The 23,967-nt window shown below is 72.7% G+C and carries 19 protein-coding genes; 16 read left to right on the top strand and 3 right to left on the bottom strand.

Annotated elements, in window-relative coordinates; translation table 11 throughout:
- Positions 1 to 111: 111 nt before the first annotated feature.
- The 8 genes from ACZ5Y0_RS01890 (at position 112) to ACZ5Y0_RS01855 (ending at position 9,428) form a co-directional block, all read left to right on the top strand.
- Positions 112 to 855, top strand: a complete 744-nt coding sequence (locus ACZ5Y0_RS01890) for a hypothetical protein (RefSeq protein WP_469126684.1) — start codon at positions 112 to 114, stop codon at positions 853 to 855.
- A gap of 94 nt (positions 856 to 949) precedes the next feature.
- Positions 950 to 1,795 carry a DegV family protein gene (locus tag ACZ5Y0_RS01885; protein WP_469126683.1) on the top strand — a complete coding sequence of 282 codons (846 nt, stop codon included), beginning with the start codon at positions 950 to 952 and terminating at the stop codon, positions 1,793 to 1,795.
- 111 nt (positions 1,796 to 1,906) lie between these two features.
- A complete protein-coding gene (locus tag ACZ5Y0_RS01880; protein ID WP_469126682.1) occupies positions 1,907 to 2,950 on the top strand; it encodes a ComEA family DNA-binding protein in 1,044 nt (347 codons plus the stop codon).
- A gap of 149 nt (positions 2,951 to 3,099) precedes the next feature.
- Complete coding sequence (locus ACZ5Y0_RS01875) at positions 3,100 to 5,769, top strand: ComEC/Rec2 family competence protein (RefSeq protein WP_469126681.1); 2,670 nt, start codon at positions 3,100 to 3,102, stop codon at positions 5,767 to 5,769.
- 4 nt (positions 5,770 to 5,773) lie between these two features.
- Entirely contained in the window at positions 5,774 to 6,670 is an 897-nt protein-coding gene (locus ACZ5Y0_RS01870) for an arylamine N-acetyltransferase family protein (RefSeq protein ID WP_469126680.1), read from the top strand.
- A gap of 144 nt (positions 6,671 to 6,814) precedes the next feature.
- Positions 6,815 to 7,060 carry a hypothetical protein gene (locus tag ACZ5Y0_RS01865; protein ID WP_469126679.1) on the top strand — a complete coding sequence of 82 codons (246 nt, stop codon included), beginning with the start codon at positions 6,815 to 6,817 and terminating at the stop codon, positions 7,058 to 7,060.
- A gap of 168 nt (positions 7,061 to 7,228) precedes the next feature.
- Positions 7,229 to 8,218 (top strand): DNA polymerase III subunit delta, encoded by a 990-nt coding sequence (gene holA, locus ACZ5Y0_RS01860; protein WP_467513183.1) that lies wholly within the window; start codon positions 7,229 to 7,231, stop codon positions 8,216 to 8,218.
- 814 nt (positions 8,219 to 9,032) lie between these two features.
- Positions 9,033 to 9,428 (top strand): nuclear transport factor 2 family protein, encoded by a 396-nt coding sequence (locus tag ACZ5Y0_RS01855; RefSeq protein WP_469126678.1) that lies wholly within the window; start codon positions 9,033 to 9,035, stop codon positions 9,426 to 9,428.
- A 277-nt stretch (positions 9,429 to 9,705) separates the two neighbouring features.
- Here the strand turns inward: ACZ5Y0_RS01855 and rpsT are convergent, their stop codons facing one another.
- Positions 9,706 to 9,972: a 30S ribosomal protein S20 gene (rpsT, locus tag ACZ5Y0_RS01850; protein ID WP_015660447.1), complete on the bottom strand. Its 267-nt coding sequence runs from the start codon at positions 9,970 to 9,972 to the stop codon at positions 9,706 to 9,708.
- 220 nt (positions 9,973 to 10,192) lie between these two features.
- On the opposite strand from rpsT, the gene lepA reads away from it, so the two are divergent.
- The 4 genes from lepA (at position 10,193) to hemW (ending at position 17,651) form a co-directional block, all read left to right on the top strand.
- Positions 10,193 to 12,061 carry a translation elongation factor 4 gene (gene lepA, locus ACZ5Y0_RS01845; RefSeq protein ID WP_469126677.1) on the top strand — a complete coding sequence of 623 codons (1,869 nt, stop codon included), beginning with the start codon at positions 10,193 to 10,195 and terminating at the stop codon, positions 12,059 to 12,061.
- A gap of 211 nt (positions 12,062 to 12,272) precedes the next feature.
- Positions 12,273 to 14,147, top strand: coding sequence for an AMP-dependent synthetase/ligase (locus ACZ5Y0_RS01840; RefSeq protein WP_469126676.1), 1,875 nt, complete (start codon positions 12,273 to 12,275; stop codon positions 14,145 to 14,147).
- 290 nt (positions 14,148 to 14,437) lie between these two features.
- Positions 14,438 to 16,366 (top strand): SpoIIE family protein phosphatase, encoded by a 1,929-nt coding sequence (locus ACZ5Y0_RS01835; RefSeq protein ID WP_469126675.1) that lies wholly within the window; start codon positions 14,438 to 14,440, stop codon positions 16,364 to 16,366.
- Between the two features lie 52 nt (positions 16,367 to 16,418).
- Positions 16,419 to 17,651, top strand: a complete 1,233-nt coding sequence (gene hemW / locus ACZ5Y0_RS01830) for a radical SAM family heme chaperone HemW (protein ID WP_469126674.1) — start codon at positions 16,419 to 16,421, stop codon at positions 17,649 to 17,651.
- A gap of 227 nt (positions 17,652 to 17,878) precedes the next feature.
- On the opposite strand, the gene ACZ5Y0_RS01825 is transcribed toward hemW, so the two are convergent.
- Both ACZ5Y0_RS01825 and ACZ5Y0_RS01820 read right to left on the bottom strand, forming a co-directional pair.
- Positions 17,879 to 18,742, bottom strand: coding sequence for a DUF3097 domain-containing protein (locus ACZ5Y0_RS01825; protein ID WP_469126673.1), 864 nt, complete (start codon positions 18,740 to 18,742; stop codon positions 17,879 to 17,881).
- Positions 18,743 to 18,773: 31 nt separating this feature from the next.
- A complete protein-coding gene (locus ACZ5Y0_RS01820; protein WP_469126672.1) occupies positions 18,774 to 19,499 on the bottom strand; it encodes an MBL fold metallo-hydrolase in 726 nt (241 codons plus the stop codon).
- Positions 19,500 to 19,658: 159 nt separating this feature from the next.
- On the opposite strand from ACZ5Y0_RS01820, the gene hrcA reads away from it, so the two are divergent.
- From hrcA to ACZ5Y0_RS01800, 4 genes are all read left to right on the top strand, one after another.
- Positions 19,659 to 20,675, top strand: coding sequence for a heat-inducible transcriptional repressor HrcA (hrcA, locus tag ACZ5Y0_RS01815; protein WP_469126671.1), 1,017 nt, complete (start codon positions 19,659 to 19,661; stop codon positions 20,673 to 20,675).
- Positions 20,676 to 21,809: a molecular chaperone DnaJ gene (gene dnaJ, locus ACZ5Y0_RS01810; RefSeq protein WP_467513210.1), complete on the top strand. Its 1,134-nt coding sequence runs from the start codon at positions 20,676 to 20,678 to the stop codon at positions 21,807 to 21,809.
- Between the two features lie 202 nt (positions 21,810 to 22,011).
- Entirely contained in the window at positions 22,012 to 23,145 is a 1,134-nt protein-coding gene (locus tag ACZ5Y0_RS01805) for a nitronate monooxygenase (RefSeq protein ID WP_469126670.1), read from the top strand.
- Complete coding sequence (locus tag ACZ5Y0_RS01800) at positions 23,142 to 23,888, top strand: 16S rRNA (uracil(1498)-N(3))-methyltransferase (protein ID WP_469126669.1); 747 nt, start codon at positions 23,142 to 23,144, stop codon at positions 23,886 to 23,888. Before ACZ5Y0_RS01805 ends, ACZ5Y0_RS01800 begins: the two co-directional genes overlap by 4 nt.
- Positions 23,889 to 23,967: the final 79 nt, after the last annotated feature.

Below are 23,967 nucleotides of genomic sequence, written 5' to 3'. Positions count from 1 at the left end.
TGATCCCCTACGGGCAGGTTCGGGGTTCCGGTGGAACTCCGCGCCTGCCCGTAGCGTTTACCGTTGAAGAGCGGCGCGTGGTGTGCCGTGTCGGGACCGGAGGAGGAGCTGGTGGAAGCAGTGATCGCGATCTTTGCCCTGCTCTTCGTGCTCTTCCTGGCGGCGGGTGCCTACGCGACGGTGAAGGCCGTCGGCGCCGCCAGACGCGGCGTGGACCGCACCATCACCCAGGCCCGCCGCACCGTCGAGGACCACACCCTGCGGGCCAAGTCCTTCGCCCAGTTCGGCCCGGCCGGTGAGATCGCCCAGCTCCGTCTGAAGCTGCGAACCTCGATGCGGGCCACGCAGGACGCGCTCCAGGCCGGCGCCGCCGAGGACGAGTCCCTGAAGGAATCCCTCGCCCTCTTCGCGCGCCTCAGCGGACACGGGCGCGAACTGGACGACGAACTCAAGCGACTGGAGTCCGAGCCCGACCGGGCCACCCTCGCCGAGCGGATGCCGTCGCTGCGCGAGCGCACCGACCGCATCACCTCATCGGCGGACTCGCTGCGCTGGGCCGCCCGCGACCGGGCCCGCCGCTTCGCCGACGACGACCTGGACACCCTCCACGCACAGATCGACGTCGAGGCCGGCGCCCTGCGCCACTGGACCACCGTGGACGACCCCGCGCGGACGCAGGCGGCGCCCCCCTGGCCCGAGGCGCCGACCGCCGACAGCGCGACCGGAGGACGGACCTCGCCGCAGTCGCCCGCCTCGCGCGCGGCGGAGCCTCCCGCCCGGCCGGCCATCACCCCGCCGGGACCGCGTCCCACCTATCCCTGGCAGAGGAAGCCCCGGCCCGAGAGCACCACCTGACGCCCGCCGATTGCGGTACCTGATCCGGTCAAGGGCCCAACGGCCGCGAGGGGCGGGCTCCCGTCCAGCGGATACGGCAGGTAACCTCCAGCTCATGTCCCGCCATGTCGCTATCGTCACGGATTCAACGGCCTACCTGCCGCGGCGGACGATGGAGCGCCACGGCATCACCGCGGTGCCCCTGACCGTCGTCCTCGGCGACCAGGCACTCGAAGAGGGCACCGAGATTTCGACCCGCTCGCTGGCCCTGGCCCTCCAGAAGCGACGTTCCGTCACCACCTCGCGTCCCAGCCCCCAGGTCTTCGCGGAGACCTACCGCAAAGTCGCGGAGTGCGGCGCCACCGGCATCGTCTCCCTTCACCTGTCCGCCGAACTGTCGGGCACCCACGACGCGGCGCTCCTCGCGGCGCGCGAAGCGCCGGTCCCGGTGCGGGTGGTGGACACCGGCATGATCGCGATGGCGCTCGGATTCTGCGCGCTCTCGGCGGCCGAGACGGCACAAGCCGGCGGCACCGTGGACGAGGCGGTCGTGGCCGCGGAGAAACGCGCCTCCGACACCTCCGCCTTCTTCTACGTCGACACCCTCGACTACCTGCGCCGTGGCGGCCGGATCGGCGCTGCCCAGGCCCTCCTCGGCTCCGCGCTCGCGGTGAAGCCGCTGCTCCAGCTCGCCCAGGGGCGCATCGAGCCCCTGGAGAAGGTGCGGACGGCGTCGAAGGCGATCGCCCGCCTCGAGGAGCTGGCGGCCGATCGGGCGGGCAGCGCGCTGGTGGACATCGCCGTCCACCATCTGGCAGCCCCCGACCGGGCGTCGGCCCTGGCGGACCGGCTGCGGGCGCGGGTACCCGGTCTCGTGGAGCTGCATGTGAGCGAGGTCGGTGCGGTGATCGGGGCCCATACCGGACCCGGGCTGCTGGGGGTTGTGGTCTCGGCTCGGTGACGAGGGGTCGCCTCACTCCTGTGGGTGGCGGAGTTATCCACAACCGGGTGGTTCTCCCCGGAAACTGAACAAGATCATCGCGGTGGCGCGAAGTGTCCCCATTCTCATGGCATGGCACTTCGATCACGCACACGGACGACCACAGCGACGAGTGGACCCGGCCGCAGGCCCGGCTCCGACGGACGTGTCCGACCCCGACGGTCGCCGTCCCGCACCCGGGTGGGGAACCGCCACGCCTCGGCGGAGGAACTGCGCCGGCGGGCGGAGCTGCTGTTCGGGGAACGGGGTGACGAGCGCGGGGAGTTGGGGATGGGGCCGCCGCCTGGGGATCGCGGCGATCCGGGGGAAGTCGGCGAGCCGGGGGGCGCGGCAGACCCCGACGGGGAGGATCGTGCCGCGGTCGGGGGCGCCGGCCGTGCGGGCGCGGCCCGGGGGCCGGGGGATTGGCGGGAGCGGGCCGGGCTGGCTCTGCGGGAGCGGTTGCCGGTGTGGGCGCAGGCGCGGTGCGGGCTGGAACGCAGGAGTGTGCTGGCGCTGGCCGTCGTGGTGGTCGCCGTGGCCGCGTTCGCGGTCCAGCACTTCTGGGCCGGCCGCGCGCAGCCCGTGCGGGCTCCCGAAGTGGTGCGGGCGGCCGCTCCCTACGGAGTGGACGAGCGGACCGGGCCGGCCGAGCCCTCCTCTTCGGCAGCGCCCGGTGGGGTGGGCACGGCGGGGGCGGAGATCGTGGTGGACGTCAGCGGCAAGGTCCGCCATCCCGGCATCCATCGCCTTCCGGCCGGTTCGCGCGTGGTCGACGCGCTGGCCGCGGCCGGCGGGGTGCGGCAGGGCGCGAACACCGACGGTCTGAACCGTGCGCGGTTCCTCGTGGACGGGGAGCAGGTCGTCGTGGGCGGACCGCCCGGCGTCGGCGTCCCGGCGGTTGGAGGGGGGCCAGGAGGTAGCGCCGTGGGTGCGGGGCCGCCGGCTCCCGTCTCCCTCAACACGGCCACCGTGGACCAGCTCGACACGCTGCCGGGAGTGGGGCCCGTACTGGCCCAGCACATCGTCGACTACCGGACGCGGCACGGTGGCTTCCGCTCGGTGGACGAACTGCGTGAGGTCAACGGGATCGGCGACCGGCGGTTCTCCGACCTGCGGAACCTGGTGCGCCCATGAGGGGAGAGGGGGCGGCTACGGACGACGGGACGCGCCGGTCGGACCTGGTGGCGCGCGATCCCGCGGCCTCGGCAGGGACGGGGACGGGAGGAGAGGCCGGACCGCGAGCAGCGGCGGGGGCGGACGGCCGGCGGCGTTCGCGCCAAGCGGTGCACGCCGCTTCCGGGAGTCGGCTGGGGGCTTCGTATCCGCGCCAGGAAGGGCCGGTTGACCTGCGGCTCGTGCCACCCGCGCTCGCGGCCTGGGCGACGGCGGCGGCGATGCTGGACGCGTCGTCCTGGCTGGTGGGTGGTGTCGCGCTCGGCTGCCTGGTCGTGGCGGGCCTGCTCCTGGGCGGGTGGGGGAGTGGGGCGCGGAGAGGGCGGCCCTCGGCCGGCCGCGGTGTGCAGCCGGGCGGTGGGCGGGACAGATGGCCCGGCAGGGAGGGGTCGCTGGATGAAGGGGTGACGGGGCGCACGCCGGCCGTGCCACGGAGCCGGTCTGCGGACGGGCCGCTCTGGCGGCCGGCGGGCTCTCGGTACGGGTGGTCGCGGATGAGCGGGGCGGCGGTGTTGCTCTGCGTGGCCGCGGCCGGGGCGTCCGCAGGGCTGCACGGGGCCGATCTGCGCCGGGGACCGGTGCCGGTGCTGGCGCGGGAGTACGCCACCGTCACCGCGGAGGTGGAGCTGACCTCCGACCCGCGGCTTGCCCGGCCGAAGGTGCGGGGGGATCACGTGACCCCGGATTCCGTGCTGATCGACGGGCAGGTGCGCAGCGTCGGGGCGGACGGGACGGCGAGAGTGGCGACCCGGGCGCCGGTGCTCGTGGTCGTGGACGTCCGGGGAAGGGAAGGGGCGGGTGGGCGACGGCCGGCGACGGATGCCGGCCGGGGCGTGCGGCAGGCGTGGCTGGGGCTGTTGCCGTCCACCCGAGTGCGGGTGACCGGGCGGCTGGCTCCCGCGCTGACGGGTGGTGACCGGATCGCGGCGGTGCTGCGGGTGCGGGGCCGGGGGACGTGCACGGTGCCTTCGGTGGTGCGGGATCCGTCGGCGGCTCAGCGCCTCGCGGGCCGCCTGCGGGCGGGGCTGCGGCAAGCCACCGACGGGTTGTCGGCGGACGCGCGGGCGCTGCTGCCGGGGCTGGTCGTCGGGGACACCTCACGGATCACGCCCGAACTGGACGAGGCCTTCAAGGAGACGGACCTCGCCCATATCCTGGCCGTGTCCGGGAGCAACCTCACCATCATGCTCGCCCTCCTCCTCGGGCCGCCCGGTCTGGCCCAGCATGTCGAGCGTCGCGGCCTGGCACCCCGCCTGGGCATCCCGCTCCGGACGACCGCGCTGCTCGGCGGAGTGCTCACGCTCGGGTTCGTCGTCGTGTGCCGGCCCGACCCGAGTGTGCTGCGGGCGGCGGCCTGCGGAGCCGTCGTACTGCTCGCCCTGGCCACCGGTCGCCGCCGGTCCCTGATCCCGGCACTGGCGACGGCGGTGCTGCTCCTGGTGCTGTACGACCCGTGGCTGGCCCGGAGTTACGGATTCCTGCTGTCGGTGCTGGCCACGGGGGCCTTGCTGACGCTGGCGCCGCGCTGGAGTGCCGCTCTGCGACGGCGCGGGGTGCCGCCGCGGCTCGCCGAGGCACTGGCGGCGGCGGGAGCGGCACAGGCCCTGTGCGCGCCGGTCGTGGCGGTGCTGTCGGCACGGGTGAGCCTGGTGGCGGTGCCGTGCAACCTCCTCGTGGAGTTCGCGGTGGCACCGGCCACCGTGCTGGGGTTCGCCGCCCTGGCGACGGCGCCGTGGGCGATGTCGGTGGCCAAGACACTGGCCTGGTGCGCGAGTTGGCCGGCCGAGTGGATCGCGGATGTCGCGCGGACCGGGGCGGCGCTGCCCGGCTCGGGAGTGGACTGGCCTGGCGATTGGGGCGGAGCGCTGCTGCTCGCCCTCGCCACCGTGGTGGCGGTGCCCCTGGGGAGGCGACTGCTGCGGCGACCGTGGCTGTGCGCGGCCTGCGCGGCGCTGCTCCTGCTCGCGGTGGTGCGGCCGCCTCCCCTGACCCGCGTGCTCACGGGCTGGCCGCCGCCCGGCTGGCGGCTGACGATGTGCGATGTGGGCCAGGGTGACGCGACGGTGCTCGCCGCGGGTGAGGGAACCGGCGTGGTGGTGGACGCGGGCCCGGACCCGGCACTGGTCGACCGGTGCCTCGGCAGGCTGGGCATCACCCGGATCCCACTCGTCGTGCTGACCCACTTCCACGCCGATCACGTGGCAGGACTGCCCGGCGTGCTGCGGGGCCGGGCGGTGGGCGCGATCGAGACGACGGGCTTCGCGGAGCCGGTGGACCAGGTGGCGTTCGTCCGGAAGGAGGCCGACGCCCGCAGGGTTCCCCTGGTGCGGGCGGTGGCGGGGGAGCGGCGGCGGCTCGGTCCCCTCGACTGGGAGGTGCTGTGGCCGCCGGCCCGGCAGGTGCCGGAACCGGAGGGACCGAACGACGCGAGTGTGACGCTGCTCGTACGGTCCGCCGGGATACGGATGCTGCTGCTCGGGGACCTCGAACCGCCGGCCCAGCAGGCGCTGGCCCGGTCGCCGGCTGCGGCTCGGCTGCGTGGGGTGGACGTGCTGAAGGTCGCCCATCATGGGTCTGCCTATCAGGACCCCGATCTCATACGGGAGGTGGCGCCCCGGCTGGCGTTGATCTCCGCCGGAGCGGACAACCCGTACGGACATCCGGCTCCCGGCACCGTCGCCGCCCTGCGGGCGATGGGCGCGGTGGTGCTGCGGACCGACCGGGACGGGGCGGTGGCCGTCGTGGGTGCGGGCGGCGAACTGCGGGCGGCGGGAGACTGACGGCATGGATTCCGTACAGGCCGCCACCGCCACGTCCCCGCTCGACGCCCGTCTGGTCGAGGCGTATCTGCGCCGGCTGGGCGTCGAGCACTCGGCGTGGCCCACCGCCGACGTCCTGCGGGAGCTGCATCTGCGGCACCTGCGGACCGTGCCCTTCGAGAACCTGTCGGTGCATCTCGGAGAGGAGATCGTGCTGGAGGAGAGACGGCTGGCCGAGAAGGTCGCCATGAGGGGGAGGGGAGGGTTCTGTTACGAGCTGAACGGCGCGTTCGGCGCGCTGCTCACGGCACTGGGCTTCGATGTGACACTGCTCGCCGGCCGGGTCTACGGCGACGAGGGGCGGCTCGGGATCCCGTACGACCATCTCGCGCTGCTGGTGCGGACGGTGGACGCGGGGGAGTGGCTGGCCGACGTCGGGTTCGGGGCGCACAGCCACTACCCGCTCCGTTTCGAGCACCGGGGGCAGCAGGACGATCCCGGGGGCGTGTTCCGGATCATGGAGGCCCGTGCGGACGCGGCCGGGGTGAAAGGCGGGGCCGGGCGGACGGTGCGGGAGGGCGGCGGCTTGGCGGGTGCGGCCGACCTGGACGTCGTACGGGACGACAGACGGGTGTATCGGCTGGAGGTGCGGCCCCGGGTGCTGGCCGACTTCGCGGCCGGGGCGTGGTGGCACAGCACGTCCCCCGAGTCCCACTTCACCCGGTCACCGGTGTGCTCGCGGATCGTGGAGGACGGCGGGAGGATCACGTTGAGCGGAAGACGGTTGAAGGTGACGAGTCCGCAGGGCACCAGCGAGGAGCGGGAGTTGGCAGGGGACGAGGAGGTGCTGGACGTGTACCGGGAGCGGTTCGGGATCGAGTTGGAGCGGGTGCCGGTGACGCGGGGAGGTGGCGCGGGCTGAGGGGGCCGGCTGACGCGACCCGGCACCGAGTCGGTGAGCTGAGTCGGCCGCCCCGCCGGGCGGGGTGGCCGGGGCGGACGTGCAGATCGTCCTCGAAGGCTGACCTGCCCTCCGGCCGCGGCGGACATGCCGGAAAATGGGCGGGTGAGCGATGTGAGACATGTGCTGGTGCTGCCCGACCGTGACGCCGCCGAGGAGGTCGTGGAGGCGCTCGGGGAGCGGTTCGGGGTGCGGGAGGAGCCGCAGGTCGTCCGGGATGCGCTGGCCGGTGAGGACGACGCTGAGGACGCGCAGTGGCTGGTGGTGCTGCGTGACGAGGAGGGACGGCTCGACGCGGCGGAACTGCACGCTTTCGCGGCCGAGTGGGACGGGTGGCGGGAGGAGCCGTAGGAGCGCCGGCGGCCCTGCTGTCAGTCCCGCGCAGCTCTCTGGTTCAGTCCTCACGGAAGTCCGACGTGAGTTCCGGGTCACTTCCGGTTCGGTCCCCTCACCGGAAGTCCGTACGCCGCCGTCCCTGAGCTGTCCTCGCTGTCAGTGCCGCGTGCCATCCTTGACCCAATGGCCAGGAAGACTGCGAATGACGACCCCCTCGCCCCGGTGACACTCGCCGTGGGCCAGGAGGACCTCCTGCTGGATCGTGCCGTGCAGGAGGTGGTGGCCGCCGCCCGGGCCGCCGACGCCGACACCGACGTACGTGACCTGACGTCGGACCAGCTCCAGCCCGGCACCCTCGCGGAGCTGACCAGCCCGTCGCTCTTCGCGGAGCGCAAGGTCGTGGTCGTACGCAATGCGCAGGACCTGTCCGCCGACACGGTCAAGGACGTGAAGGGATATCTCGGGGCGCCCGCGGAGGAGATCACGCTCGTGCTGCTGCACGCGGGCGGCGCCAAGGGCAAGGGGGTGCTGGACGCCGCGCGCAAGGCGGGAGCGCGAGAGGTGGCCTGCCCGAAGATGACCAAGGCGGCGGACCGGCTGGCCTTCGTCCGGCAGGAGTTCCGGGCGACCGGCCGGTCGGCCACCCCCGAGGCCTGTCAGGCGCTCGTCGACTCCGTCAGCAGTGACCTCCGGGAGCTGGCGGCGGCGGTGTCGCAGCTCGTCGCCGATATCGAGGGCACCATCGACGAGGCGGTCGTCGGGCGGTACTACACGGGCCGGGCCGAGGCGTCGAGCTTCACCGTCGCCGACCGAGCCGTGGAGGGCAGGGCGGCGGAGGCGCTGGAGGCGCTGCGCTGGTCACTGGCCACCGGCGTCGCGCCTGTCCTGATCACGAGCGCGCTCGCGCAGGGCGTGCGGGCCATCGGCAAGCTGTCCTCGGCGCGCGGCGGGAGACCCGCCGACCTCGCGCGGGAGCTCGGCATGCCGCCCTGGAAGATCGACCGCGTCCGCCAGCAGATGCGGGGCTGGACACCCGACGGTGTCTCCATGGCACTGCGCGCGGTCGCCGAGGCCGACGCGGGTGTGAAGGGCGGCGGCGACGACCCGGAGTACGCGCTGGAGAAGGCCGTGGTGGCGGTGGCACGAGCGGCACGTTCCGGGGGCCGGGCCTAGGCGGTGTCCGTAGAGCCTCGGGTTGGGATCAGGCCGGGCTCGCGGCGTCTGGCGGGGCGCCTCGCTGTCAGAGCGGTGCACGAGTTCTGTCATCTGTGATGTGCGCGGCGGCGTGGCGACCGACGACATCGCGTCCGTCCGCCGCTTGCGATCCTTGCCCGCTGCCCGCTGCCCGCTGCCCGCTGCCCGCTGCCCGCTGCCCGCTGCCCGCTGCCCGCTGCCCGCTGCCCGGAAGACATGGAAGTCCCCCGCTCGGGGGACCTTCGGCACCGCACCAGACCCCGCTCCCTGACCCGGCATGATCCGAACGAAGGCCCTCAAGTCCGGCCGACGCGGTGCCGCTGCCGGCACCGCCGCGCCGCTCGGCTTGGCCTGCCTGGTCGACGAGAAGTGGCCGGCCGAGGGCTTCATCCCGGCCGTCGTCGTCCGCGCGCTCGCCCGCCGGGCTTGGTCCGCTTGGTCCGCGCGCCCTTCCGCCGGGCTCGGTCCGCCTGATCCGCGCACCGGTCCGCTGGACCTGGTCCGACCGCCGACCCGGCGTGGCCCGCCTGGTCCGCGCGCCCGCCCGCTGCCTTTGGCCCGCCCGCTCCGCCTGGCCCGGCTGACCTGCCCTCCCGGCCTGAGACCCGCTCGGATTGGCCCTCCCGCCGGGCCTGCCACGTCTGGCCCGCCCGCCCCGGCCTGACGCTGACCCGAACGAGAAGTCCCTGTGGTGGCGTTCCTGTAGATCCAGTCGCCGTCCGCTGTGGACGGAGGAGAATCGAGACCAACAGCCGACGTATCGCCCAGGACGGCGGAAAGGTGGCGATCGGCCATGGCTGAACACCCGCACGCAGCGCTTGTTCGCACAGGCTTCGAGGCCTTCTCCCGAGGGGACATGGACACCCTCAGGGAACTGACGGCGAAGGACGCCACGCACCACGTGCCCGGCACTCACCCGCTCTCGGGTGACTTCAAGGGCCAGGACGCGATCATCGACATGTACCGGCGGCTCGGCGAGGAGACGGGCGGCACGATGCGTCTGCACATGCTCGGGATCTGCGTCGACGGACGCGGCCACGCGGTCGGCATGTGCCGTTTCACCGCCGAGCGGCAGGGCAAGCACCTCGACGACACCGGGTGCATTGTGTTCCGGATCATCGGGGACAAGATCACGGACCTCGACGAGTGCGTCGAGGACATCGACAACAATGACGACTTCTGGTCGTGACAGCGCCCCACGAAGACCTCACGCGGATCACGAAGGATCACCCCACGAGGCGCACGAAGGATCACCCCACGAGGATGGCGCTGCCCCCGCGCAGGAATGCCGAAGGCCCCGGTGCCCGCCCTGGGGAAGGGCGTGGTGCCGGGGCCTTCGGTTCGGATCGCTGGATCCACGCCCGCGTGGCGAACGCAGGCCGCGCGTGGATCCGTGGGTGCCGGTCGGGGGCGGATGAGAGAGGGCCCGCCCTGAATCTCCCCGGCGATCAGATCAAGAAAGGAGTTCAGCCCTTGAGGGACGCGACCTTCGAAGCGAGCGCCGACTTCTTGTTGGCAGCCTGGTTCTTGTGGATGACGCCCTTGGAGACGGCCTTGTCGAGCTGACGCGCGGCAGCGCGCTGGTACTCGGTGGCCTTCTCGACGTCACCCGCGGCAGCGGCCTCGCGGGCCTTGCGGATCGCGGTCTTCAGGGAGGACTTGACCGCCTTGTTGCGCAGCCGAGCCTTCTCGTTGGTCTTGATCCGCTTGATCTGGGACTTGATGTTCGCCACGAAAGAGCCTTTGCAGGTTCAGGCACGAGACCGCTCGGGTCCCGCACCAGGTGATTTCTTGAGTGTGCCTCGCGCTGAGAGGGCATGAGACACAGCCACCCAGACTACCAGTGGGTCGGAGAGTGGCCCAAACCGGTCCCCGGTCGCCGCGCGTGGGACCATGGAGCCTACGTATCGATCCGACCCGAGGCATAAGGCGCCTCAAGAGACAGGACCCTGCGTGCCCGCGACCCCTAACAATGTGCCCGAGCCGAGCCGTACCGACCCGGCACTGATCCGCAACTTCTGCATCATCGCGCACATCGACCACGGCAAGTCCACGCTCGCCGACCGGATGCTTCAGCTGACCGGCGTGGTCGAGCAGCGGCAGATGCGTGCTCAGTACCTCGACCGTATGGACATCGAGCGTGAGCGCGGAATCACGATCAAGTCCCAGGCGGTGCGTCTGCCGTGGGCTCCGACCCAGGACCCCGGGAACACGCACATCCTCAACATGATCGACACCCCGGGGCACGTCGACTTCACCTACGAGGTCTCGCGGTCGCTCGCCGCATGCGAGGGCACCATCCTCCTCGTGGACGCCGCCCAGGGCATCGAGGCCCAGACCCTCGCCAACCTCTACCTGGCGATGGAGAACGAACTCGCGATCATCCCCGTGCTCAACAAGATCGACCTGCCGGCGGCGCAGCCGGAGAAGTTCGCCGAGGAGCTGGCGAACCTCGTCGGGTGTGAGCCGGACGATGTGCTGCGGGTCTCCGCCAAGACCGGTATCGGCGTCGACGCGCTGCTCGACAAGGTCGTCCGGGAGGTACCGGCACCGATCGGGGTCAAGGACGCGCCCGCCCGCGCGATGATCTTCGACTCGGTGTACGACTCCTACCGCGGCGTGGTCACGTACGTCCGTGTCATCGACGGGCAGCTCAACAAGCGTGAGCGGATCCGGATGATGTCCACCAACGCCACGCACGAGCTGCTGGAGATCGGCACCAACTCGCCCGAGATGCTGTCGGCCGACGGCCTCGGCGTCGGCGAGGTGGGCTATCTGATCACCGGTGTGAAGGACGTCCGCCAGTCCAAGGTCGGTGACACCATCACCAGCCTGCACAAGGGCGCGACCGAGGCGCTCGGCGGCTACAAGGACCCGAAGCCGATGGTCTTCTCCGGTCTGTACCCGCTGGACGGCTCCGACTACCCGGAGCTGCGCGACGCCCTGGACAAGCTCCAGCTCAACGACGCCGCGCTGGTCTACGAGCCGGAGACCTCCGCAGCCCTCGGCTTCGGTTTCCGCGTCGGCTTCCTGGGTCTGCTGCACCTCGACGTGATCCGGGAGCGGCTGGAGCGCGAGTTCGGCCTCGACCTCATCGCCACTGCGCCGAACGTGGTCTACCGGGTGGTCATGGAGGACGGCAGCGAGCACACCGTCACCAACCCGAGCGAGTTCCCCGAGGGCAAGATCAGCGAGGTGTACGAGCCGGTCGTCCGCGCCACCGTCCTGGCACCGACCGAGTTCATCGGGTCGATCATGGAGCTGTGCCAGACCCGGCGCGGCACCCTGCTCGGCATGGACTACCTCTCCGAGGACCGGGTCGAGATCCGTTACACGCTTCCGCTCGCGGAGATCGTCTTCGACTTCTTCGACCAGCTGAAGTCGAAGACCCGCGGTTACGCGTCGCTGGACTACGAGCCCACCGGCGAGCAGACCTCCAGCCTGGTCAAGGTCGACATCCTGCTGCACGGCGACAAGGTCGACGCCTTCTCGGCGATCACCCACAAGGACGCCGCGTACGCCTACGGTGTGCGGCTGGTCGCCAAGCTGCGCGAGCTGATCCCGCGGCAGGCCTTCGAGGTGCCCATCCAGGCCGCCGTCGGCTCGCGGGTGATCGCCCGTGAGACCATCCGCGCCATCCGCAAGGACGTCCTCGCCAAGTGCTACGGCGGCGACATCTCCCGTAAGCGCAAGCTGCTGGAGAAGCAGAAGGAAGGCAAGAAGCGGATGAAGATGGTGGGTTCCGTGGAGGTTCCGCAGGACGCCTTCATCGCCGTCCTGAGCAGCGACGAGAACGCGGGTTCGGGCAAGGGCAAGAAGTAGGCCGCCGACACGCCGGTCACGGGGCCCGCCGCGCAGTCGCGCGGCGGGCCCCGCGCCGTCCACGGGTCGTCATTGTGTAGAAAGTGACAGTCCGTGGCCCCTTACGTGCAGGCCAGTCGCCCTCTACTCTGATCCCTGCTCGATAGTTACTCGCGAGTTAAACAACAGCCGCACTGAGCCAGCCGCTTCGTCGCGGGCCCCGGAGGATGTCGTGAGCGACACACAGACACTGATCGAGAACCGTCCGCCGTCCGTCGCGGGCGTCTTCCTGGAGCGCGTGGCCGCCACGCCGGACGCGGAGGCGTACCGCTACCCCGTGCCGGCGTCGACGGGAGCGGGCCCGGACGACTGGAAGTCGTTGAGCTGGGCGCAGGCCGCCGAGCGGGTCCACGCCATCGCGGCCGGCCTGATCGACCTGGGAGTGCAGCCCGAGCAGCTCGTGGCGCTGGCCTCCTCCACCCGGATCGAGTGGATCCTCGCCGACCTCGGCATCATGTGCGCGGGCGCGGCGACGACCACCATCTATCCGCAGACCAACGCGGAGGAGTCGGCGTTCATCCTCTCCGACTCCGCCAGCCGGGTGCTGATCGCGGAGGACGCGGCCCAGGTCGCCAAGGCGGTGGAGAAGCGCCAGGAGCTTCCCGCGCTGACCCACGTGGTCGTGATCGACCCGGCCGGGGTGGAGACCGCCGACTGGATCCTCACGCTGGAGGACCTGGAGAAGCGCGGCGCCGCCCGCCTGGAGAAGGACCCGCAGCTGATCAAGGAGCGGGTCGGCTCCATCACGCGGGAGCAGCTCGCCACGGTCATCTACACCTCGGGCACCACCGGCCGACCGAAGGGTGTGCGCCTTCCGCACGACAACTGGTCGTACATGGCGAGGGCGATCGCCGCGACCGGCCTGGTCGGTCCGGACGACGTGCAGTACCTCTGGCTGCCGCTCGCGCACGTGTTCGGCAAGGTGCTGACCTCCGGCCAGATCGAGGTCGGGCACGTCACCGCGGTGGACGGCCGCGTCGACAAGATCATCGAGAATCTGCCGGTCGTGCGGCCGACGTACATGGCGGCCGTCCCGCGGATCTTCGAGAAGGTCTACAACGGGGTCGCCGCCAAGGCGCGTGCGGGCGGCGCCGCCAAGTACAAGATCTTCCAGTGGGCCGCGGAGGTCGCCCGCGAGTACGCCAAGGCCGCACAGGACAACTTCCGGCGCACCGGCACGGCCTCCGTCCCCTTCGGGCTCGGTGCCAAGCACAAGGTCGCCGACGCGCTCGTCTACGCGAAGATCCGCGAGGCGTTCGGCGGGAACCTGCGCGCGTGCGTCTCCGGCAGCGCGGCCCTCGCACCGGACATCGGGTACTTCTTCTCCGGCGCCGGTATCCACATCCTCGAGGGGTACGGCCTCACCGAGTCCTCCGCCGCCTCCTTCGTGAACCCCGGCGAGGCCTACCGCACCGGCACCGTCGGCAAGCCGCTGCCCGGCACCGAGGTGCGCATCGCCGACGACGGCGAGATCCTGCTGCGCGGCCCCGGCATCATGGAGGGCTACCACGGCCTGCCCGAGAAGACCGCGGAGGTCCTGGAGGCCGACGGCTGGTTCCACACCGGGGACATCGGGGAGCTGTCGCCCGACGGGTACCTGCGGATCACCGACCGCAAGAAGGACCTCATCAAGACGTCCGGCGGCAAGTACATCGCGCCCGCCGAGGTCGAGGGACAGTTCAAGGCGGTCTGCCCGTACGTCTCCAACATCCTGGTGCACGGCGCCGACCGGAACTTCTGCACGGCCCTGATCGCACTGGACGAGGTGTCCCTGCGGAGCTGGGCCGAGGAGAACGGGCTCGGCGGGAAGCCGTACGCCGAGATCGTGGCCGCGCCGGAGACGGTGGCGCTCATCGACGGGTACGTGAAGCACCTCAACCAGGGGCTTCAGAAGTGGCAGACGATCAAGAAGTTCCGGCTGCTGCCGCGGGACCTCGACATCGAGCACGGTGAGATCACGCCGAGCCTGAAGCTGAAGCGGCCGGTCGTGGAGCGCGAGTACAAGCATCTGATCGACGAGATGTACGCGGGGTCCCGGGAATCGTAGGAGGCCGCGGGGCGCGGGGCGGCCGCGGGTACGCCGTGGCCGCTCGCGGTCCGCACGCCCCGAGGAGGTGTGCTTTCCCCTCCTTTCCCGCGGTTCCGGGGCGGGGTGCTCCGATCCCGCCCCGGAACCGGCCCTCTTCGGACACATGCGGAACTCGGTTCCCCCTCATCACGGTCCAGTTCGGTAACTCAGCGCGTATGGACGCGGTCGGTCTGTCACGCTGTCGGAATCGGCCGGGGTGTGACGCCCGCGACCGAGGCCCGAATCGTCCGATCGCCGGGGAGCCGTTCATGGGGGCCATTCCCACGCAACGGGAGACCGTGTCCCGTGCCAGTGGTGCGCCGGCGCACGCGGGAGGGCACCCGCACACGCGCGCGACCCTGGCCGGCAGCTCCCTCGCGCCCGGCGCCGCCCGCGATCTCGTCCGGGCCGCGTTCGCCGAGTGGACCGGCCTCGGCCTGCCCGGCGCCCAGGCACTGGCGGGACGGCTCGCCGAGGACGCGATACTCGTCGTCAGCGAGCTGGTCACCAACGCCGTCGTGCACGCCGGCACGGAAGTGGGCCTGCTGTGCCGGCTGGAGGCGGAGCCGGAGCCCGACGCCTGTGCCGTCGTCGTGGAGGTCACCGACCACCACCCCTCCCGCGCCCCCCGCGACGGCAGCCCCGACCCGCCGTACGAGATCCCCGAGTACGGCCGTGGCCTGCCCCTGGTGGCCACGCTGGCCGACGCGTGGGGCGTGACGTACCGCAGGGGGACGAAGACGGTCTGGGCGCGGCTCCCGGCCCGCCCGGCGGACGAGGCCGGCGACCAGGGCGAACCCTGGGTCGCCACAGCCACGACCACAGCCACGGCCACGACCACAGCCCCCGACACCGTCCCCTCCCTCGCCTTCGCCGGGGCCCTCGCTCCCGGACCCCGGCCGGCCGCCCACGACCGCGACTGGCTCGGCCGCGGCGCCCTGTCCTTCCTCGCCGAGGCCTCCGACCTGCTGGCCGGGCAGCTCGACGAGGACCTGGTCGCCGCGCTCACCGGTCAGCTGATCGTGCCGCGCCTGGCGGACTGGTGCGCGGTCTGGCTGGCGGACGAACTCGGCCCCCGCGCCGGTTGGGACGACGGACCGGGGGCACGCCTGACCCGCGTCTGGCACATCAGCGAGAACCACATCGAGGAACTGCGCCGCGCCCTGGAGAAGGACCCGCCGCGCCCGCCCGAAGGCCCCGACTCCGGGCCCGCCGCCCACCCCTGGCCCGACACCGCCCTCGGCCCGCACGGCACCGCCCTCGCCTACCGCCTGGTCGCCGGCGGCCGCCCGCTCGGCACCCTCGTCATCGGCCGCGCCGGGCCGGTGGGCTTCCCCGACGAGGTCACCGGGCTGGTCGAGGACCTCGGCCGGCGTGTGGCGCTCGCCATCGGCGCGGCCCGCCAGTACGCCCGCCAGGCCACCATCAGCGCCGTCCTCCAGCGCGGCCTGCTGCCCGGCGCGGTCGCCGAGATCCCCGGCCTGCGCAGCGCCCTCGTGCACGAGCCGCGCGAGCAGGGCGGGCCGAGCGGCGACTTCTACGACCTGTTCCCGGTGGGCGACGGCCGCTGGTGCTTCGCGGTCGGCGACGTCCAGGGCAAGGGCCCCGAGGCGGCCGTGGTCATCGGGCTGGCCCGGCCCTGGCTGCGGCTGCTGGCCCGCGAGGGGTACGGCGTCTCCGACGTCCTGGACCGGCTCAACCAGCTCCTCCTCGACGACGCCACCGAGGCCGCCGACGCGGCCGCCCGCGCCTTCGTCGGCCCCGCGGGCCCCGGCGACGGGCCGCAGACCCGCTTCCTGTCCCTCCTCTACGGCGAGCTCGTGCCCTTCGACGGCGGCGTCCGCGTCACCCTCGCCTCGGCCGGCCACCCCCTGCCCCTGCTCCTCGGACCGGACGGCAGCGTGACCACGGCCGCGCACCCGCAGACCCTCCTCGGCGTCGTCGAGGACGCCACGTACGTCAGCGAGAGCCTGGACCTGTTGCCCGGCGACACCCTGCTGTGCGTCACCGACGGCGTCACCGAACGCCGCTCGGGCTCCCGCCAGTTCGACGACGGCGACGGCCTCGCCCTCGCCCTGGCCGGCTGCGCGGGGCTGGACGCCGACATGATCGCCGAGCGGATCCGCCGCCTGGTCCACGACTTCGGCGGCCGGCCCCCGGAGGACGACCTTGCCCTGCTGGTGCTCCAGGCGGAATAGACGAACAGAGGACCCACAGGACCTACGAGCCCCGTACGGGACAATGGGAGACATGCCTTCCGCTCTCCCCGACGGCGAGCCCGTCCCCACCGACGGCGCGCTGCCCGCCTCCGCGCTCGCCGGGGCCGCCGACCGCCCCCTCGGGTTCTATCTGCACGTCCCCTACTGCGCGACCCGCTGCGGCTACTGCGACTTCAACACCTACACGGCCACCGAGCTGCGCGGCACCGGAGGCGTCCTCGCCTCCCGCGACAACTACGCCGACACCCTGATCGACGAGGTCCGGCTGGCCCGCAAGGTCCTCGGCGACGACCCGCGTGAGGTCCGTACGGTCTTCGTCGGTGGTGGCACGCCCACCCTGCTCGCGGCCGACGACCTGGTCCGGATGCTGACGGCGATCCGCGACGAGTTCGGGCTGGCCGCGGACGCGGAGGTCACCACCGAGGCCAATCCGGAGTCCGTCGACCCGGCGTACCTCGCCACGCTCCGCCAGGGCGGCTTCAACCGGATCTCCTTCGGCATGCAGAGCGCCCGGCAGCACGTGCTGAAGATCCTCGACCGCACCCACACGCCCGGCCGCCCCGAGGCGTGCGTGGCGGAGGCCCGCGGGGTCGGCTTCGAGCACGTCAACCTCGACCTGATCTACGGCACCCCCGGCGAGTCGGACGACGACTGGCGGGCGTCCCTCGACGCCGCCCTCGGCGCGGGCCCGGACCACGTCAGCGCGTACGCCCTGATCGTCGAGGAGGGCACCCAGCTCGCCCGCCGGATCCGCCGCGGCGAGGTCCCGATGACCGACGACGACGTCCACGCCGACCGGTACCTGATCGCCGAGGAGGCGATGTCCGCGGCGGGCTTCGGCTGGTACGAGGTGTCCAACTGGGCCACCTCCGAGGCGGGACGCTGCCTGCACAACGAGCTGTACTGGCGGGGCGCCGACTGGTGGGGCGCGGGCCCCGGAGCCCACAGCCACGTCGGGGGCGTGCGCTGGTGGAACGTCAAGCATCCCGGCGCCTACGCGGCGGCGCTGGCGGGCGGCGGCTCACCGGGCGCCGGACGCGAGATCCTCTCGGACGAGGACCGCCGGGTCGAGCGGATCCTGCTGGAGCTGCGGCTGCGGGAGGGGGTTCCGCTGGCTTTGCTGAAGGAGGCCGGACTGGCGGCGTCGCGGCGGGCGCTGTCGGAGGAGCTGCTCCAGGAGGGGCCGTACGAGGAGGGGCGCGCGGTGTTGACGTTGCGGGGGCGTCTGCTGGCGGACGCGGTGGTGCGGGACCTGGTGGACTGAGCGGAACGCCCCGCGGCGGCGGGAAGCCTGCTCGTCCGCGACGAGGCGGTCGCCTTCATCCCGGCGCGCGAGGACCAGCGGCGCGGGGCCGCGTCCCGGATCGCCGGACAACGCGCCGCGGCTCGGGCCGACGGACCGCTCGGGCAGGTGGACGGGCTGACCGACGGACCACCTCCGCCTGTGCGGACAACGGCGCACCGGGTCTCCCGCGTCCGACGCGCACCTTTTCAGGGCACGGTCACGTGATCGATGAGGCGCTCGACCGATCCCAGCAGCTCCGGCTCCAGGTCCCGGTAGGACCGCACCCGCTTCAGGATCGCCTGCCACACCGCGCCCGTGTTGTCCGAGGGCCACCCCAGCGCCCGGCACACCCCCGTCTTCCAGTCCTGCCCGTGCGGGACGCGGGGCCAGGCCGTGATCCCCACCGCCGACGGCTTCACCGCCTCCCAGATGTCGATGTACGGGTGGCCCACCACCAGCGCGTGCTCGCCGGTGACGGACTGGGCGATGCGCCACTCCTTGGTGCCGGGGACGAGATGGTCGACCAGGACACCCAGGCGGGCGTCCGGTCCGGGGGCGAACTCGGCCACGATCGACGGCAGGTCGTCCACCCCCTCCAGGTACTCCACGACCACGCCCTCGATGCGCAGGTCGTCACCCCACACCTTCTCCACCAGCTCGGCGTCGTGCCGGCCCTCGACGTAGATGCGGCCGGCGCGGGCCACCCGGGCGCGGGCGCCGGGCACGGCGACCGAACCGGAAGCGGTACGGGTGGGCCGTATGGGAGCCGCCGACGTCGGGCGGACCAGCGTCACGGCCCGGCCCTCCAGGAGGAAGCCGCGCGGCTCCAGCGGGAACACCCGGTGCTTGCCGAAGCGGTCCTCCAGGGTGACCGTGCCCGCCTCGCATCGGATCACCGCGCCGCAGAAACCGGTGCCGGGCTCCTCCACGACCAGGCCGGGCTCGGCCGGGACCTCGGGGACCGGCTGCTGCTTCTTCCACGGCGGGGTCAGGTCGGCGGAGTACGTGCGAGGGCGCGGGCCCGAAGGGCCCTCGCCGGGAGGGCGGCGGTGGGAGACGGGTGGGCGCATTCGGATGACGATAGGAGAAGCCCTCGCACGGTCACAGCGACACGCCGAAACGCGCGGCCAGCGCGTTCCGCTGGGCCCGTACGAACGCCGCGTCCACCACCGCGCCGTGACCGGGCACGTACAGCGCGTCCTCGCCGCCGAGGTCCAGCAGCCGGTCGAGGGCGGCCGGCCACTGCGACGGTACGGCGTCGGTGCCGGCCTGTGGCTCACCGGACTCCTCGACGAGGTCGCCGCAGAAGACGACCTCGGGCGAACCAGGGCCCGCCGGGACGAGGACGGCGAGGTCGTGCGCGGTGTGACCGGGGCCGACGTTCGCCAGCAGGACCTGCCGGCCGCCGCCCAGGTCGAGCGTCCACTCACCGCACACCAGATGGCGGGGCCGCACCAGCGTGTCCGCCGCCGCCGCGGCCGCGGCCTCGTCGAGGCCGTTGCGGACCGCGTCGGCGCGCAGTTCCTCCGCCGGTACCGTCTCCGCGCCCACCGCCGCGTAGACCTCCGCGCCGGCGAAGGCCGCCGTCCCGAGGACATGGTCGAAGTGGGGGTGCGTGAGCGCGAGATCCGTCACACGGTGACCGGCCAGTTCCTCGGCGCGCAGCCGCAGCCGGGCGCCCTCGGCGAGACTCGACCCCGCGTCCACCAACAGGGCCCGCCCTTCCCCGACGACCAGCCCCACCGTGCAGTCCCAGCCCGGGAGCCGGCACCGGCCGATTCCCGTCGCGACCCGCTCCCACCCCAGCTCTTCCCAAGTCACCGTCATACCGCGACGCTAGCCCTGGCAGCCCCGCCGGGCGACCGACCTTGCCCGGGGTGTACCCCACAGCCGTACACTGGGCCGGGGAACGCTGGCACTCGGATGTGAAGAGTGCCAGGCGAGGCCCCCGGTGGGACCGGGGACGACTTCTGGAGGTGAGCGCGGATGCTGAGTGAACGCAGGCTCCAAGTGCTGCGCGCCATCGTCCAGGACTACGTCGGCACCGAGGAACCCGTGGGTTCCAAGGCGCTCACCGAGCGGCACAACCTCGGCGTCTCCCCGGCGACGGTCCGCAACGACATGGCCGCCCTGGAGGACGAGGGGTACATCGCCCAGCCGCACACCAGCGCCGGGCGCATCCCCACCGACAAGGGCTACCGGCTGTTCGTCGACAAGCTGGCCGGCGTCAAGCCGATGACGGCCCCCGAGCGACGGGCCATCCAGAACTTCCTCGACGGCGCCGTGGACCTCGACGACGTCGTGGCACGGACCGTTCGGCTGCTCGCGCAGCTCACCCGGCAGGTCGCCGTCGTGCAGTACCCGTCCCTGACCCGCTCCACCGTGCGGCACGTCGAGCTGCTGTCGCTGGCGCCCGCCCGGCTGATGCTGGTGCTGATCACGGACACCGGACGGGTGGAGCAGCGGATGGTGGACTGCCCGGCGCCCTTCGGCGAGGCCTCGCTGGCGGATCTGCGGGCGCGGCTGAACAGCCGGGTCGCGGGCCGCCGCTTCAGCGACGTGCCGCGTCTGGTCGAGGACCTGGCCGACGCCTTCGAGATCGAGGACCGCGGCACGGTCACGACGGTGCTCTCCACGCTGCTGGAGACGCTCGTCGAGGAGAACGAGGAGCGGCTGATGATCGGCGGCACCGCCAATCTCACCCGCTTCGGACATGACTTTCCCCTCACGATCCGCCCCGTCCTGGAAGCCTTGGAGGAGCAGGTCGTGCTCCTCAAGCTCCTCGGCGAGGCGGGGGATTCGGGCATGACCGTACGCATCGGTCACGAGAACGCCTATGAGGGACTCAACTCCACTTCGGTGGTGTCGGTCGGCTACGGTTCGGGCGGCGAGGCAGTCGCCAAGCTCGGCGTGGTCGGACCGACCCGCATGGATTACCCGGGAACGATGGGAGCGGTACGCGCAGTGGCACGGTACGTCGGACAGATCCTGGCGGAGTCGTAAGTGGCCACGGACTATTACGCCGTTCTCGGCGTGCGCCGCGACGCGTCGCAGGAAGAGATCAAGAAGGCCTTCCGGCGGCTCGCACGCGAGCTGCACCCGGACGTGAACCCCGATCCGAAGACCCAGGAGCGGTTCAAGGAGATCAACGCCGCCTACGAGGTGCTGTCGGACCCGCAGAAGAAGCAGGTCTACGACCTCGGCGGCGACCCCCTGTCCCAGGCGGGCGGCGGCGCGGGCGGCTTCGGGGCCGGCGGTTTCGGCAACTTCTCCGACATCATGGACGCCTTCTTCGGCACGGCGTCGCAGCGCGGGCCGCGCTCGCGCACCCGTCGTGGCCAGGACGCGATGATCCGGCTGGAGATCGACCTCGAGGAGGCGGCCTTCGGCACGACCAAGGACATCCAGGTCGACACGGCGATCATCTGCGCCACGTGCAGCGGTGAGGGCGCCGCGCCGGGGACCACCGCGCAGACCTGTGACATGTGCCGCGGCCGCGGCGAGGTGTCGCAGGTGACGCGGTCCTTCCTCGGTCAGGTCATGACCTCGCGGCCCTGCCCGCAGTGCCAGGGCTTCGGCACCGTCGTGCCGACCCCGTGCCCGGAGTGCGCCGGCGACGGACGGGTGCGCTCGCGTCGCACACTGACCGTGAAGATCCCGGCCGGCGTCGACAACGGCACCCGCATCCAGCTCGCCGGTGAGGGCGAGGTCGGGCCCGGCGGCGGTCCCGCCGGCGACCTGTACGTCGAGATCCACGAACTGCCGCACGCGCAGTTCCAGCGGCGCGGTGACGACCTGCACTGCACGGTGACCCTGCCGATGACCGCGGCGGCCCTCGGCACCAAGGTGCCGCTGGAGACGCTCGACGGGCTCGAGGAGGTCGACATCCGTCCCGGCACGCAGTCCGGGCAGTCGATTCCGTTGCACGGGCGCGGTGTCACGCATCTGCGGGGCGGCGGGCGGGGTGACCTCATCGTGCATGTCGAGGTTCAGACGCCCAACAAGCTGGATCCCGAGCAGGAGCGGTTGCTGCGGGAGCTGGCGAAGCTGCGGGGGGAGGAGCGGCCCCTCGGGCAGTTCCAGCCCGGCCAGCAGGGGTTGTTCTCCCGGCTGAAGGACGCGTTCAACGGACGCTGACGGTGCTCGAGGGAGGGAGTGCGGGCGGGCGGGTTCCGCCCGGCGCGTCCCTTCCCGCCCGGAACCGGGGGGAGGCTCCCGCCCCCCCGACCCCCGAGCCGGCCTCGGACGGGCCGCGCCCGCAAGCTTCCCGGAGGGGCACCGCCGGACGGGCCGGCGGGCTCGATTCGGACCTGTTCCGGGGACGTGACACCATGCGGTCATGTCCTCCGCGCTGACCGATCTCTTCCCTCTCCCGATCGTGCAGGCCCCCATGGCGGGCGGCGTCTCCCTCCCGCAGCTCGCCGCCGCCGTGTCCGAGGCCGGCGGGCTGGGCTTCCTGGCCGCCGGGTACAAGACCGCCGACGGCATGTACCAGGAGATCAAACAGCTGCGGAGTCTGACCTCCCGTCCCTTCGGCGTGAACCTGTTCATGCCGCAGCCGGACCACCCCGGCGCAGGCACCGGCTCCACCGGAACGGCCGACGCCGCGCCCTCTTCCGGTGCCGTCGAGGTCTACGCCCATCAGCTGGCCGGTGAGGCCGCCTGGTACGAGACCGAACTGGGCGATCCGGACAGCGGCCGCGACGACGGCTACGACGCCAAGCTCGCGGTGCTGCTGGACGACCCGGTGCCGGTGGCGTCGTTCCACTTCGGAGTGCCCAGCCCGGACGCGCTGGAGGCGCTGCGCCGGGCCGGCACGTTCACGCTGGTCACCGCGACCACCGCCGAGGAGGCCGTCGCGGTCGAACGGGCGGGCGCGGACGCGGTGATCGTGCAGGGCGTGGAGGCCGGCGGCCACCAGGGCACCCACCGTGACATCCCCGAGAACGACGGCTCCGGCATCGGCCTGCTGTCCCTGCTCGCCCGGATCCGGGAGGCCGTGGGCCTGCCGTTGGTCGCCGCGGGCGGTCTCATGCGGGGCAGCCAGATCGCCGCCGTCCTCGCCGCCGGGGCGTGCGCCGCCCAGCTCGGTACGGCCTTCCTCCCGACGCCCGAGTCGGGCGCGGCCGCCGTCCACAAGGAGGCCCTCACCGATCCGCTCTTCGTGCGTACGGAACTCACCCGCGCCTTCTCCGGGCGTCCGGCCCGTGGCCTGGTCAACCGCTTCCTGCGCGAGCACGGCCCGTACGCGCCCGCCGCCTACCCCGAGGTCCACCACCTCACCTCGCCGCTGCGCAAGGCGGCCGCCGAGGCGGGCGACGCGCAGGGCATGGCACTGTGGGCGGGCCAGGGACACCGGCTGGCCCGCGCGCTGCCCGCCGGGCAACTGGTGGAGGTGCTGAAGGGCGAACTCGACACGGCGAGGACAGCGTTGTCGGGCGGTGGCGCGGCCGGCGCGGGCGGTGCGCGATGACCGCCCCGGTGTTCGTCGTCGAGGAACTGCCGGGTGGTCCCGCCGAGTTCGTGCTGGACGGCCCCGAGGGACGCCACGCCGTCTCCGTGAAACGGTTGCGGGCCGGTGAGGAGGTCGTCCTCACCGACGGCACCGGCGGCTGGGCCGAGGGCGAGGTCGTGGCCGCCGAGGGCAAGGACAGGCTCGTCGTCCGGCTGACGCGGGTGGCGCAGGAGCCCCTCGCGTCACCGCGGATCACCGTCGTGCAGGCGCTGCCCAAGGGCGACCGGGGCGAGCTGGCCGTCGAGACGATGACCGAGACGGGCGTCGACGCGATCGTGCCGTGGGCCGCGTCCCGCTGCATCACCCAGTGGAAGGGCGACCGGGGGCTGAAGGCGCTCGCCAAGTGGCGCGCCACCGCCCGCGAGGCCGGCAAGCAGTCCCGCCGGGTCCGCTTCCCCGAGGTCGCCGACGCGGCGAGCACCAGACAGGTGGCGGCCCTCCTGGCACGGGCCGACTTCGCGGCGGTGCTCCACGAGGACCGTGACTACGGCAGCGAACCCCTCGCCACCGCCCAACTCCCCGCGGACGGCGAGATCGTGCTGGTCGTCGGACCCGAAGGTGGCGTCTCCCCGGAGGAGTTGGCGCTCTTCGAGGAGGCCGGTGCCAGGGCGTACCGGCTGGGGCGCAGCGTGCTGCGGACCTCGACCGCCGGGACGGCCGCAGCCGCCCTGATCCTGGGCCGGACCGGCCGCTGGTCCTGACCGGCCCGCCTCGCGGACACCCGGTGGGACTCGCGGCCCGGTCCCGCCGACGGACCGGATGCGCGTGGCCCACCTCGTC

The sequence above is a fragment of the Streptomyces sp. NPDC033216 genome (assembly GCF_055577115.1).
The sequence above is the reverse complement of the archived record's forward strand: the minus strand, read 5'-3'. Positions and strand labels throughout refer to the sequence as shown.